The following is a 14,031-nucleotide window of genomic DNA, read 5'->3' on the forward strand; positions in this document are numbered from 1 at the left end:
GCTCAAGGGGGCGGCCGCGTGCGGCCCGTTTGCAGCGCGTCCATCACCTTAGCCTCCGCACCAGTCGAAGTCAGCATGTCGGGGGTCAGCACGGCATTGGTCTGGATGATGCGAGCCACGCATCCGGTCCAGCCCGTCTGGTGGCTGGCGCCCACGCCCGCGCCGGTGTCGCCGTGGAAGTACTCGTGGAACAGCACAAGGTCGCGCCAGTGCGGATCGTCCCTGAACTTGTGCGCGCTGCCGTTCGCCGGCCGCGCGCCGGAGGCGTCGCGCAGGAACAGGCGGGTGATGCGCTCGCCCAGTTCGTGCGCCACTTCCATCAGCGTCATCATCTGGCCGGAGCCGGTCGGGCATTCCACGGTGAAGTCGTCGCCGTAGTACGCATACAGGCGCAGCAGCGCCGTGATGAGCAGGAAGTTGATCGGCATCCACACCGGGCCTCGCCAGTTGGAATTGCCGCCGAACATGCCGGAGTCGGAGTCGCCCGGCACATAGCCCACGCGGTACTGCCCGCCGGCATGCTCGAACACGTAGGGGTGTTCCAGGTGTTGGCGCGACAGCCCGCGAATGCCGTGCGGGCTGAGGAATTCGGACTCGTCGAGCATGCGCGACAAAAGCCGCCGCATCTTCCTCTCGTCGACGATCGCCAGCATGCGGCGCCCTGCCACGCCGGGCCGGTCGGGCAGGTGCATGCTGCCCCGCAGCTCGGGATGGCGCATCAGGTACTCGGCGGCGCGCTTGCGGAAGTTGGGCAGCTTTTCGAGCGTGCCTTCCTCGAAGATCGCGACGGCGGCCAGCGGCAGCAGCCCGACGATCGAGCGCACCTTCAGCCGCTGGGCGTTGCCGTCCGGCAACCGCAGCACGTCATAGAAGAAGCCGTCTTCCTCGTCCCACATCTCGTCGTTGCACTCGCCCACGCGGTCCATCGCGCCGGCGATCGACAGGGTGTGGTGGTAGAACTTCTCGACGAACTCCTCGTACAGCGGCTCATGCACCGCCAGCTCGCCGGCAATGCGCAACATCTGCTGGCTGAAGAACACCATCCACGCGGTGCCGTCGGCCTGGTCGAGGTAGCCGCCGGTGGGCAGCGGCTTGGAGCGGTCGAACACGCCGATGTTGTCGAGCCCGAGGAAGCCGCCCTCGAACACGTTGGCGCCGGTGCGGTCCTTGCGATTGACCCACCAGGTGAAGTTGACCAGCAGTTTCGAGAAGGCGTACTTCAGGAACTCGATGTCGCCGTCGTCGTCTCGATGCTCCTTGTCGACGAGGTAGAGCTGCATCGTCGCCCAGGCGTGTACCGGTGGATTCACGTCGCCGAAGTTCCATTCGTAGGCCGGCAACTGGCCGTTGGGATGCAGGTAATCGTTGCGAAGCATCAGGCCGAGTTGCTGCTTGGCGAACTCGGGGTCGACCATGCCGAGCGGGATCATGTGGAAGGCCAGGTCCCACGCGGCGTACCACGGATACTCCCACTTGTCCGGCATCGAGATGATGTCGTCGTTGAACATGTGGCCCCAGTCGATGTTGCGCACGCCCAGGCGCCGTCGCGCCTGTGGTACGTCAGAGCCCGCGCCGTGCTCGTCGAGCCACAGGCCGACGTCGTAGTAGAAGTACTGCTTGGACCACAGCATGCCGGCCAGCGCCTGCCGCATGACGTTCGCGCGGTCCGGGTCGGCGCGCACGGCGGGCGGCGTGACGACGTCGTAGAACGCATCGGCCTCGGCCAGGCGCTCGGCGAACACGGCATCGAAGTCGGCGAAGGTCGAGGCATCGGGTTTGCGCGTGCTCAGGCGCAGGCGGATCACGCGGGTCTCGCCCGCGGCCAGCGTCATCGCGTGGTGCGCGGCGGCCTTGGTGCCCTGCTGCGCCGGGTTCACCGCGTTGGCGTTGCCATGCACCACGAAGTCGTGGAACGCGTCCTTCACATAGGGCGTTGCGTTCTGCGTGCCGAACAGGCGCGCGTTGTTGGTCTCGTTCCCGGTGAACAGCAACGGAGCGTCCGTATCGCAGCTCAGGTAGTAGTCGGACAGCGACTCCCGAAACAACGGATCGGTGTGATGCGCGTATATCGCCGCGGGGCCGTGCAGGTCGATCTTCTCCACCACGGGCTGGGTGCCGCCGCCAGGGGCCGCCCAGGTGTTGCGGTACCAGAGCGTCGGCAGCACATGCAGCGGCGCGGCATCGGGGCCGCGGTTGACCGCGGTGATGCGCACCAGGACGTCCTCGGGCCCCGCCTTGGCATATTCGACGAAGACGTCGAAGTAGCGGTTGCCGTCGAACACGCCGGTGTCGAGCAACTCGTACTCGGGTTGCAGCCTGCCCCGCTGGCGATTCGTCTGGATCAGGTCGAGGTACGGATAGGCCGCCTGCGGGTACTTGTACAGGTACTTCATGTACGAGTGCGTCGGCGTCGAGTCGATGTAGAAGTAGCACTCCTTCACGTCCTCGCCGTGGTTGCCTTCCTCGTTCGCCAGGCCGAAGGCGCGCTCCTTGAGGATCGGGTCCTGGCCGTTCCATAGCGCGAGCGCGAAGCACAGCACCTGGTGGTCGTCGCTGATGCCGCCGAGGCCGTCCTCTCCCCAGCGGTAGGCGCGGGAGCGGGCGTGGTCGTGGGTGAAGTAGTTCCAGGCGTCGCCGTTGTCGCTGTAGTCCTCGCGCACGGTGCCCCACTGGCGTTCGCTGAGGTACGGTCCCCATTTCTTCCAGTCCGCGCGCTTCATGCGCGCCTCATCGAGCCTGGCTTGTTCTGCATCGTGGGTCAACGCACACCTCCGGTACTTCGGGCGAGGGGTGAAGTGTCGCGCAGCCGTTGCACTTGTGCCGCGGATTGCACCAAGGTGCAGGTGCAGCATCCCCATCAGACGACTGGAAATTTGCGCGGGAAGAAGTAGAACTATGCCACCATGATGATTCGAAGCGAGCGCCCGCCCGACCGCTGCATCGACAACGGAACCTTCAACACGCGCTACGGCGCCCTGACCTTCAACAATGGCCACCCCACCGTCGAATCGGCCGAGCACCTGGCGCAGATGCTGACCTTCAGCCGCGCCGTCGACATCTACCAGCACAACGCCGAAGCGGTCGCCATGTTCCGCTTCAGGCAGGGACTGGCCAACTCGGGCATCCGCCAGACCTGCCAGGTCGTCATCTGGAAGACCCTGCAGGAGGGCGCTGGAGAATCGACGTCCGGCGTCCGCGAAAGAGTGCAGGTGTGCAGTTTCCTGAACCTCCGCAACGGCCCCATCGTGATCGACGTTCCGGCCGGGATCGCGAGCGTGTTCGACGACATGTGGCAGCGCCCGGTGGGTGACGTTGCGCGCATTGGGCGGGCCGTGGCCAAGGGCGGGAAGTACCTGGTGCTGCCGCCTGGCGACGCGGAGTGCGACCGGCCGGGGGACGCGGAAAGCGACTGGCCGGGCTACCTCGTGCTGCGCTCGCCGACCTACGGGGTATGGATGCTGCTGCAACCGGTCGATGGTGATCCGCTGCGGGCCGTCCGTCGCTTCGCCGGGCTGCGCATCTATCCGCTGGCGCAGCAGGCATCGGGGGTGCCGGCCGTGCAGTACCTGAACCGGTCCCATGGCCCCATCGACACGAGCGCGCCCGCCGACTATCGCTACTTCGAGCAACTCGGCCAACTGGTCGAGCAGGAGCCGGCCGGCGCGGTGACGCCGCTCGAACGCTTCCACCTGGCGCAGATCGGCATGCGCTTCGGCCATCGCTTCGCGCCCGACGACACCATGAAGGCGCTCCTCGCGGAAGCTGCACTGGTTGGCGATGCCGCGGCACGCATGACTCGCAACGGATGCTCGTTGGCGGGCCATCGCGGCACGTGGCGGGGCATGCTGGCCTGAGCGCCACGAGCGTGACGATGAAGCGAGCCGTTTTCGGCGTTCTTGTCTCGGGACTGGGCGGTGCCAGCTTGACGGTCTCCGCGCAGACGAGCCAGACGACCGTCGACCGCACCGGAGTGACCCTGTTCGGTGTTGCCGACATAGCGATCGGCTACGGCGAGGGCAGCACATCGCGTCTCATCCAGCTATACAGCGGCGGCAACGCGACGTCGCGCTTCGGAATCCGGGGCGTCCAGGACTTGGGGGGCGGGCTCGCGGCGGGGTTCTGGCTCGAGGCGGGCTACACGCTCGACAACGGGCTGGGCATGGCCGGAAACTCCAACAACCAGCCCGGCGGCGCGACGCCATCGGACGTCATCTCGTTCAATCGTCGCGCGACGGTGAGCCTGATCGACCGGTGGGGTGAGCTGCGCCTGGGCCGCGACAAGACGGCTTCGTACCGCAACAGGGAGGACATGGACCCCTTCGCCAACAACGGCGTTGGCACCACCGAGCCGCAGGTCGAATCGATCGCAGGACCCACGTCGACGCGCGCGTCCAACATGGTGGGCTACTTCCTGCCCCCGGACTTCTACGGTTTCTTCGGCGAAGTCCAGTACTTCCTCGGCGAGAACGTGACCGGCACGGGCCTGCCGCCAACGCACGACGGCACGGGGTATGCGGCCCGGCTCGGTTACAGCGCCGGCAATTTCGCGCTGGCGGTGGCGGGATCGAGAGCCCGCTATGCGTCCACGGCCGACTTCGGGACTGTCCGTGTCTTCAATATCGGCGCCGCCTATGACTTCGAATTCGTCAGGATGACGGTCGGCTACTACCGCGACGAGGTGGACAGCGTGCTGCCCGTTGTCCGCAAGGGCTTCGTGCTGGGCGCCATCGTTCCGGTGGGCCTGAACCAGCTCAAGATGGCGTACTCGAGCTACGGAACGCGCGAGTCCGGCGACCCGGCGGCGCGCAAGCTGTCGCTCGGCTATGTCTACAACCTGTCGAAGCGCACCGCGCTCTACGCCACTGGCGCGTACGTGCACAACAGCGGTGGCTCGACCACTGCGCTCAACGGCGCCAGCACCGCGCCCAACCGGTCTTCTCGGGGCATGGACCTCGGGATGCGCCACAGCTTCTGACACTGCATCGTCGCGGCAGGGCACTGCGGCTAAAGTGGCGCACTTCCTCCAAGCTATACAGCAGTCATGCTGCTCCCGATGTTCGCCACACGCTTCTTCGCCCTCGTCATCGTTTCGGTCGTCGCCGGCTGCGCGTCAGGTCCTGCGCCTCGCGTCACGCGGCTGGGTGATGGCGTCTTCACGTCGCCGACCCTGCAGGAGGCGGAAGCCTACTGCCGCAATTTCGGTGCGCCGATGCGGCTCACCAACCCCAAGGTCAAGCCGGCGCCCGGCGCCGAGGTGAGCTTCCGCTGCGATTGATCGGTCTGCGCGGCTGATTCTGCGGCGCCCCCCGACACACGTGGCGCCGGCCTGAGAGACGCATTTGCGCCGGAGCGCCGGGTCTCCAAGCGCCGCAGAAAGCCGCTGGACACCTGCTGGGTTCTGGTCGGCAAATATGAAAATATTTGTGAACAGCCTTGTCCGCGGGTTGCCGGTGTGCTCCCATGGCGCCCGCTTTCTTCGGAAGCATCGGCATGCGGAACTAGACCAAAAGTCAGGTTGCCGCGCGTCGACCCGCCAGTTTCAATAGCCGCCTGCAACGACATAACAGCCGTCAGGGAGTTGACTGCATGGACGCGCATGGGGCGCGGAAGGTCGAGATGATCGAGAGCGACTTGTTGGATGACAGCGAAGCTGCGCCGCTGATACGTCTCATTGACGATGACGTGAGGTTCAGGCGTGCGCTTCACGGGGTCCTTTGCGCGGCAGGGTACAGGACGGCGCAATACGGTTCCGTCGGCGAGATGTTGCTCGACGGAATCGGAGACGCCCCAGGGTGCCTCGTGCTGGACATCCACATGCCTGGACCGAGCGGGCTGGACCTGCAGGAAATGATTGCCACGCAGCCGGAACCCTTGCCCGTCATCTTCGTGACGGCGCAGGCCACGGTGCATGAAACCTTGCGCGCCATGAAGGCCGGCGCCGCCGATTTCTTCTTCAAGCCGGTCGACAGCGATGCGTTGCTGCCGGTCGTGGCCAAGGTGATCGAGGATGACGCCGTGCGCCGCCGCGCGCGACTGCGCCAGACCGCGCTGCAAGCCCGCTATTCCAGGCTCAGCCCGCGCGAACGGCAGGTGCTTGACATGGTGGTGAATGGCGCGCTCAACAAGCAGATCGGCTGGGAACTCGGTGCGGCGGAACGCACCGTCAAGGCCCATCGCGCGCACGTCATGGAAAAGATGGAGGTGCGCTCGCTGGCCGAACTCGTGAAGGCGGTGGGGCAGCTCGAGGCGCCGCTCACCTTTGCGCCCGTGCGTGGTGGCAATTGAAAGAGAGGTCGGGCAGGAACCCGTGAGGGCTACTGCGGGCCGCCGCCGTTGCGCCGCAACATGGCCGCCAGCAGGTCGGTGTCCGGATCGGTGTACTTCCGGGCGGCGGGTGCGGCGCTGCCTGCCTCGCGCCGCTTGTCGTCGCGTGCCCTCGTGACGATCGTGCTGCCGGGCTTGCCTGGCGCGTGCGCCCTGTCCCGCGTGGCCACCACATTGACGGGCTGGCGAGGCTGCTTCACCGACGCGGTTTTCTGAGTGGGCTTGCTCGCCGCGAGCTTTCGTGGCTTGTCGGATCCGGCTTTCGATGCGCTTGGCGCCTTGACCCTGGCGGCAACCGCCACGGGTGCGGCCGCCTTGTGTTCCCCGATGGGCTTGGCCGCAACGGCCTTGGGCGGGGCCGAGGGCTCTTCGGAGATCTTTGCGACGTTTATTTCCGCAGCGGGCGCTGCTTCGACCTTCGGCGGCGCGAGGGCCGCGACTGTCGGCTTCGGCGCCTCGGCCACGACGGGCGCGGGCGAACTGGCGGGCGCGGTCGATAGGATGCGCGCCACAACCGGCGCGGGCGCGCTTGCGACCACCGCGGGCGGCGCCGCCGCCGCAACCGTCCTGGGTGCGCCCGACGTGGCCCAGAAGCCGGCCCCGATACCCATCGCGACAATGCAGCAGGCCACCGCGATCATGCCGCCCGAAATGCCCGGCGGCTTGTGGCCGCCGAGGTCGGCCAGCACGCGGGTGGGTTCCGTGGAATTTCGCGGGTCCGAAGGCGAGGAAGGCGCGGAGTCCATGAGGCTGGGCCAACGGCTCGCGGACGCCTTGTTGTTTGAATTGCTCATTTGTTTTCCCCCTGATGAACCAGTACTTTTCAGCACAAGGTGACAGCCGTCGCAGATTAGCAGGTTTTCCAATGATTCCGCCAACCTACAATTTCCGTGTCTTCGCATCGCTCACGGTTTTGCTTGTTCGCATTCGCGCTTTTCTTCTATTTCGTACTGATGGTGGCCGCGGCCGCCATTTTTTTTCTGCCGGCTGCGCGGGCGCGAGCCATGGCCGCGGCGAGCGGCGCGTGGCGGTCCTTCACCGATAGCTGGCGTCGTGCGCGGCATGGCGCCGCGCAGACCTCCGCCGCATCGGTGCGCGCCGCGGGCCACGCGGGGTCCGGCGCGATGCAGTTCCTGGTCCGGCGCCGACTCATGCTGCTCGGCGTGCTGGCGGTCGTGGCCGTTCCCGTGCTGCTGAGCGTGGTGCTGCGCAGCGGCAAGACGGTGTTCTATGAAGACGCCGCCCGCGACACCGACGAGAAGGTCGAGGCATTGCTTCGAGGCGAGCAACTGGTGCCGCCGCAAGCCTTGCCACCCGAGGTCTTCGCGACGGCCGAGGTGGAGCAGGTGCGGCCGCTGACCCGCGAAGGCAGCCGCAATTGGGATGTGCTGGACCCCGATTTTCGCGCGCGCCTGCTGCTCGTCTACAAGGTCATGAAGGACAAGCACGGCTACGACCTGGCGCTGCTCGAGGGCTACAGAAGTCCGGAGCGTCAGGCAAAACTTGCTGCTTTGGGCGAGCACGTGACGCGAGCGAAGGCAAATCAAAGTTACCATCAGTATGGTCTGGCAGCAGACAACGCGTTCTATCGAAATGGCAAGCTCGTCATTTCCGAGAAGGATGCGTGGGCGATGGAGGGCTACCGCCTGTATGGCGAAGTGGCCGAGTCGCTCGGGCTTGTCTGGGGCGGCCGGTGGTCGTTCAAGGACTACGGGCACGTGGAATACCGCAGGCCAGGTTTCAAGCTGCCACGGGATTGACATTGTGTGAGTTGCGCGCCGCCAAGAATGCGGTGCGCAGGGCAGCCAAGGGAGTAGATAAAAATGAATCGACCGCACAACGTGCCGGGCGATGGATCCGACTGTCACGGCGTCTCCGATGCCGCGTCCAGCAATCAATCGACATCATCAAGCCGCCGCGGCATGCGCGCGGATTCCGGCCGAGCGCCCTGCGCCATGACCGCTGCCGCATCGCGGCCCGCCTGAGTCATGAGTCGCTTCTTCAGTTTCCTGCTGGACACGCGCACGCTGTCCGCCATCGGGTTCCTGGCGCTCGCCGGGGTCCTGTTCCTGGGCGTGCAACAGCTCGAACTCGCGCTGATGTGGGCCGTGGCCGCGTTCTCCGTGGCCCTGGGCATCTGGCTGGTGGTCTGGCTCATCCGCCGCTGGCGCAGGCGCAAGGCCAACCAGGAGCTCGGCGACATGCTGGAGCACCAGGGCGAGACGGCCCCGGTCACACCCGTCGCCGACCCCGCGCGACGGGCCGAGATCGAGGTGCTGCGCGCCCGCATGATCGAGGCCGTCAAGACCATCAAGACCTCCAAGATCGGCCAGGTCTCGGGCAACGAAGCCCTGTACGAACTGCCCTGGTACATGGTCATCGGCAACCCCGCCGCCGGCAAGAGCACGGCCATCCTCAATTCAGGCCTGCAGTTCCCGTTCGCGGAAAAAGGCAACGCGGTCATCCAGGGCATCGGCGGCACGCGCAACTGCGACTGGTTCTTCACCACCGAAGGCATCGTGCTCGACACGGCCGGGCGCTACTCGGTGCACCAGGAAGACCGCAAGGAATGGTTCGGCTTCCTCGACCTGCTCAAGAAGTACCGGCCCAAGGCGCCGATCAACGGAATCATCGTGACGGCCAGCGTGCCGGAACTCATCGGCAACCGCCCCGACTTCGCAATCGAACTGGCCAAGAGCCTGCGCGAGCGCGTGCAGGAACTCACTGAGCGGCTGGAGATCTTCGCGCCGGTCTACGTGATGTTCACCAAGGCCGACCTGATCACCGGCTTCGCCGAATTCTTCGGCGACAGCGACAAGGTCGAGCGCGACCGCGTCTGGGGCGCGACGCTGCCCTACGAGCATGACGAGAAGCAGGATGCCGTCGCGCTGTTCGACGAGCGCTTTGACGAGCTCTACACCGGCTTGAAGGAAATCAGCGTGGCGCACATCGCCACGCGCCGCAACACCAATCCATCGCCTGGACTGCTGATCTTTCCGCTGGAGTTCGCGGCCACCAAGCCGGCGCTGCGCGCGTTCCTGTCCACGCTGTTCGAAAGCAATCCGTTCCAGTACAAGCCCGTGTTTCGCGGCTTCTACTTCACCAGCGCGTTGCAGGAAGGCACGCTGCGCAGCCTGTCGACCGAGCGCATCGCATCGCGCTTCGGGCTTCGGCTGACCGACCCGTCGAGCAAGGCGAAGGAGGTCTATTCGCAGAACGGATTCTTCCTGCGCGACCTGTTCTCCAAGGTCATCTTCGCCGACAAGAAGACAGTCCGCCAGTTCTCCAGCCCGATGAAGACGCGCCTGCGATACCTGGTCTTCTTCGGCTTCGTCACCGCGCTCGGCCTCATGCTGGGCGGCTGGACCTGGTCCTACCTGGGCAACCGGCAACTGATCGAGAACGTGCAGGCCGACCTCGACAAGGTCGTGAAGCTGCAGGCTGGCGGACCCGGGCTCAAGGCACGCTTCGAGAGCCTCGGCATCCTGCAGGACCGGATCGAGCAACTCGAGAAATTCCGCAGCGACCGACCGCTGGCGTTGTCACTGGGCCTCTACCAGGGCAACGCGCTGGAGGACAAGCTGCTGGCCGAGTACTACGGCGGCATCAAGCAGCTCATGCTGTCGCCGGTGTCGGACAACCTGCAGGCTTTCCTGAAAGAGGTCAACGCCCACCCGGAGTTGCTGAAGCGCCCCAACGTGCCGCTCGCCGACGGCGCCCCGCCGGCGGTGACGCCCGTCGTGGCCACCCACGCTTCCCCGCGCGCCGATGCCGGCGGCCTGTATGCCGGCTCATCGCCCACCGATGTCCAGGACACGTACAACGCCCTGAAGACCTACCTCATGCTGGCCGACAAGCGGCACGTCGAGACCGCGCACCTGACCGACCAGATCTCCCGCTTCTGGCGTGTGTGGCTCGAGGCCAACCGTGGCGACATGACGCGCCAGCAGGTCATCCGCGATGCCGAGCGCGCGATCAGCTTCTACCTCAGCCGCGTCGGCGACGACAACTGGCCGGTGATCACCGACATCAATCTCACGGCGGTCGAGCAAACGCGCGACGCCCTGCGTCACGTGGTGCGCGGCATGCCGGCGCGCGAGCGCGTCTATGCCGAGATCAAGGCGCGCGCATCGACCCGTTTCGCGCCGATGACCGTGTCGCGCATCATCGGCGGCGCCAGCACAGGGGAGAGCGAGGCGGTCATCGCAGGCAGCACGGCGATCTCGGGCGCCTTCACCCGCGAGGCCTGGCGGCAGTACGTCGACCAGGCCATCCGCGACGCGGCCAATCGCGAGACGAGCAACAAGGACTGGGTGCTGAACGTCGCCAGCAACGACGACCTCACGCTCGAGGGCAGCCCGGAGCAGATCCGCAAGACGCTGGTCAACATGTACAAGCTCGAGTACGCGAAGGAGTGGAGGCGTTTCCTCCAGGGCATCGCCGTGCGCGACCTTGCCAATTTCGACCAGGCCGTCGGCGCGATGAACGTGCTGGGCGACCCACAGAACTCGCCGATCCGCAAGGTGTTCACCACCGTCTACGACCAGACATCCTGGGACAACCCGTCGGTAGTCAATGCCGGATTGCAACAGGCCGGCACCGGCGCCATGGCATGGGTCAAGGGGCTGTTCTCACGCGCCACGCCGTCGCAGTTGAACGTCAACGTCAACATCGATGCCAGCAACCCGGTCGAGATCCCGATGGGGCCCGTGGGCAAGGAGTTCGCAGGCGTCGGCCGCATCGTCGTGGACCGCGACAACACCTCGTTGTTGAAGGGCTATCTGAACGCGTTATCGAAGTTGCGGACGCGCTTCAACCAGATCAAGAACCAGGGCGACCCCGGCCCCGGCGCGCGCCAGCTGATGCAGCAGACGCTCGACGGTAATGGCTCCGAACTGGCCGACGCGCTCAAGTACGTCGACGAGCAGATGCTGACCGGCATGGACCCGTCGCAGCGCCAGGCTCTGCGTCCCTTGCTGGTGCGCCCGCTGCTGAGCGCGTATTCGGTGACGATCCAGCCGACCGCGGTCGAATTGAACAAGGTCTGGAGTGCGCAGGTCCAGCAGTTGTTCCAGCAATCGCTGGCGACCAAGTACCCGTTTGCGGCGCGCTCCACCATCGAGGCCGCACCGGCTGAAATTGCGCAGGTTTTCGGACCCGAGGGCGCGATCGGCAAGTTCGTTGCGACCACGATGGGGCCGCTGGTCAATCGGCGTGGAGATCTGCTTTCTGCGCGCACCTGGGGCGACGAAGGCTTGCGCCTGAACCCGGAATTCGTCGGCGGCTTTGCGCAATGGGTCGCACCGCTGGCCGGGGGCGCGGCGTCCGGCGGCGCGGCGGCGGCACAGCCGCAGACCCTGTTCCAGATCCTGCCGCAGCCGGCGTCGGGCCTGACCGAGTACGTGATCGAGATCGATGGCCAGCAACTGCGCTACCGCAACACGCCGCCGCAATGGTCCAACTTCGTCTGGCCCAACGCGCAGGGCACGCCGGGTTCGAAGATCAGCGCCGTGACCTTCGATGGCACAACGGTCGAACTGGTCAACGAGCCGGGCAACTTCGGGCTGGAGAAGCTCTTTGCCACTGCGCAGCGCAAGAAGCTGCCTGACAACAGTTTCGAGCTGACGTGGAGCAAGGGCACTGCCTCCGTCTCGGTGAAGCTGCGCCTGATCCAGAGCGCGCAGGCCGGCGCCAGCAGCTCCGACTCGCCGCAGGGCAAAGGATTGCGCGGCATCGCGTTGCCCGCATCGGTGGTCGATGTCCGCCCCGTGGCCTCTGCACCGGGTGCAGCAGCACTCGCGCCCGCTCCGGGCGGCGCGGTAATGACAGGAGCGACCCCATGAGCCATCCGTCGCTCCAGGCCCAGCAAATGTCGTACTTCGGCAAGCTGCCGATGCGCGGCGATTTCGTCAAGGGCATCTACAACCCGCAATTGCTGCGCGTGCTCGACAACTGGCTCTCCCAAGGCATGGAACTCCTGTCCGAGGATCCGCGCTGGAAGCTCATCTACGACGATGCGGCGCCGCTGCATTTCGTGTGCCTTGGCTCGCGCAGCCGCCTGGCCATCGCGGGTCATGTGCGGCCCAGCCACGACGAGTCGTCGCGCCGCTATCCGTTCCTGGCGGCGGTGCCGCTGGACGTCGAAAGGGCGACCGATTTCATGAGCGGCGCGCCGGCCTTGCTGCAGCCGTGGTGGGACACGGTGTCGCGGCGTGTGGCCGACCTTGAGACGAGCCGCGACATCGAGGCCGACCTGCGCAGCCTCGAGGCCGTGCCCTGCCATGTCGAAACCATCTTCAAGGGCTCCAGCGCGCAAGCGGCCTATCAGAACTTCATTCGCGACTACAGCCTGCTGCGCATCGAACAGACGCTCAACTCCGACGGCCACAAGGTGTCGCTGCGGCGCTTGACGCTGGCGTTGGGCCTGCTGCTGCAACCGGTCATGGCCAGCACGGTGTCGCATCTCGAGAAGGGGCTGACCCTGCCGCTGCCGCGCGATCCGTTCCTCCAGCCGTTGCTTGCGACCTTCTGGCTCGACATCGTGTCCAGGTTCTTCGCGAGGGCGGACTTCGAGCTGGTGCTCTGCGTCTCGGCCGTCAGCGGCCTGCCGCGCCTGATCGTCGGGTTCAACGGGCTGTCGCCACGGACGCTGCAGAGCGTCCTGCACCTGCAGGTGCATGCCGAGCAGAACATCGAGATCGACAACCCGGAATGGGTTGAGGAAAGCATTCACAGCAACTACGCGATGTACAAGCTGGTGAGCTATCTCGAGCAGCCGCAGTTGCCGCTGGAAATCGTGTTGTCCGCGTTTCGCGAAGTCTTCATCGGGGATTGAGATGCGCAAATTGAATATCGCGTCGTTGCGCATCCTGGCCTGGGCCGGGCTCCTTGCGTTGTCGCCGCCGACGCAGGCCCAGTCGCCTGCAATCGCACCCGCGCAGGGCGCCAACATCGAAAGCCCGGGCGGTACCGCCGGCAAGCCGGAGCAGGTCGTGGCGGGCGGCCAGGTGCCCGACGAGGCGACGCGCGCCGCAGTCATCGGCGCATTGCGCCAGGTCTATGGCCCGGCCAACGTGATCGACCGGATCGAGGTCGTCAGTTCCGTCGGGACGCCAGCCAATTGGTCGGCCAATGTGCAGAAGCTGCTCAACCCTTCGCTCAGGCAGATTCATCGCGGGCAACTGCAGATCCAGGGCACCCAGATCACCGCGCAAGGTGAAGTCGGCAACGAAGCGCTGCGCCAGAAGATCGTCAGCGACATGGCCAGCGCGCTGAATCCGACCTACACCATCAAGAACAGCCTTCGGGTGCCGGCGTCCGAGCAGGTCGTGGTGGACCAGGCCCTCGGCAACCGCATCATCGAGTTCGAAGTCGGCAGCGCGACGCTCACAGCGAAGGGTCGGGCCATCCTCGACGAGATTGCCGCAGCGCTGGCAAAGCTCAGCAACAAGTCGGTGGCGATCATTGGCCATACCGACAACTCCGGCAACCGGGCGTCGAACCTGGCGTTGAGCCAGGCGCGAGCGGAGGCCGTCAAGGGGTACCTGGTCGGCAAGGGCATCGATCCTGCCACCATGACCACCAGTGGCGTCGGGCCGGACCAGCCGCTGGCGGGCAACGACAACGACGCGGGCCGCGCGCGCAATCGACGCATCGAGTTCAGGGTCGGGCGCTGAACTGAGCGCCTTTCCCCGGGGAGGGTGGCCT

10 protein-coding genes are annotated in these 14,031 nt (G+C 66.0%); 8 read left to right on the forward strand and 2 right to left on the reverse strand.

Translation table 11 applies throughout. The features are described from left to right. Nucleotides 1–2 precede the first annotated feature (2 nt). A complete protein-coding gene (locus tag HCU76_RS02930) occupies nt 3–2,720 on the reverse strand; it encodes a glucosidase (protein WP_256353967.1) in 2,718 nt (905 codons plus the stop codon). A 183-nt stretch (nt 2,721–2,903) separates the two neighbouring features. On the opposite strand from HCU76_RS02930, the gene HCU76_RS02935 reads away from it, so the two are divergent. From HCU76_RS02935 to HCU76_RS02950, 4 genes are all read left to right on the forward strand, one after another. After that, nucleotides 2,904–3,854: a DUF1254 domain-containing protein gene (locus HCU76_RS02935; RefSeq protein WP_213957047.1), complete on the forward strand. Its 951-nt coding sequence runs from the start codon at nt 2,904–2,906 to the stop codon at nt 3,852–3,854. 17 nt (nt 3,855–3,871) lie between these two features. Beyond that, entirely contained in the window at nt 3,872–4,975 is a 1,104-nt protein-coding gene (locus tag HCU76_RS02940) for a porin (RefSeq protein WP_218508414.1), read from the forward strand. 66 nt (nt 4,976–5,041) lie between these two features. Further along, complete coding sequence (locus HCU76_RS02945) at nt 5,042–5,275, forward strand: hypothetical protein (RefSeq protein WP_218508415.1); 234 nt, start codon at nt 5,042–5,044, stop codon at nt 5,273–5,275. Nucleotides 5,276–5,616: 341 nt separating this feature from the next. Next, nucleotides 5,617–6,285, forward strand: coding sequence for a response regulator transcription factor (locus tag HCU76_RS02950; RefSeq protein ID WP_256353968.1), 669 nt, complete (start codon nt 5,617–5,619; stop codon nt 6,283–6,285). Between the two features lie 29 nt (nt 6,286–6,314). Here the strand turns inward: HCU76_RS02950 and HCU76_RS02955 are convergent, their stop codons facing one another. Continuing rightward, the gene (locus HCU76_RS02955) at nt 6,315–7,118 is read right to left on the reverse strand and encodes a hypothetical protein (protein WP_218508417.1); all 804 of its coding nucleotides are present in this window, start codon (nt 7,116–7,118) and stop codon (nt 6,315–6,317) included. Nucleotides 7,119–7,241: 123 nt separating this feature from the next. Here HCU76_RS02955 and HCU76_RS02960 point away from each other — a divergent pair, with 123 nt between their 5' ends. The 4 genes from HCU76_RS02960 (at nt 7,242) to HCU76_RS02975 (ending at nt 14,000) form a co-directional block, all read left to right on the forward strand. After that, nucleotides 7,242–8,084 (forward strand): M15 family metallopeptidase, encoded by an 843-nt coding sequence (locus HCU76_RS02960; RefSeq protein WP_218508418.1) that lies wholly within the window; start codon nt 7,242–7,244, stop codon nt 8,082–8,084. Nucleotides 8,085–8,312: 228 nt separating this feature from the next. After that, complete coding sequence (gene tssM / locus HCU76_RS02965) at nt 8,313–12,167, forward strand: type VI secretion system membrane subunit TssM (RefSeq protein WP_218508419.1); 3,855 nt, start codon at nt 8,313–8,315, stop codon at nt 12,165–12,167. Next, nucleotides 12,164–13,159 (forward strand): type VI secretion system-associated protein TagF, encoded by a 996-nt coding sequence (tagF, locus tag HCU76_RS02970; protein WP_218508420.1) that lies wholly within the window; start codon nt 12,164–12,166, stop codon nt 13,157–13,159. The genes tssM and tagF overlap by 4 nt, the downstream gene beginning before the upstream one ends. Before the next feature lies 1 nt (nt 13,160). Continuing rightward, nucleotides 13,161–14,000 (forward strand): OmpA family protein, encoded by an 840-nt coding sequence (locus HCU76_RS02975; protein WP_218508421.1) that lies wholly within the window; start codon nt 13,161–13,163, stop codon nt 13,998–14,000. Nucleotides 14,001–14,031: the final 31 nt, after the last annotated feature.

Source organism: Variovorax sp. dw_308, from assembly GCF_019207085.1.
GTDB lineage: Bacteria > Pseudomonadota > Gammaproteobacteria > Burkholderiales > Burkholderiaceae_C > Variovorax.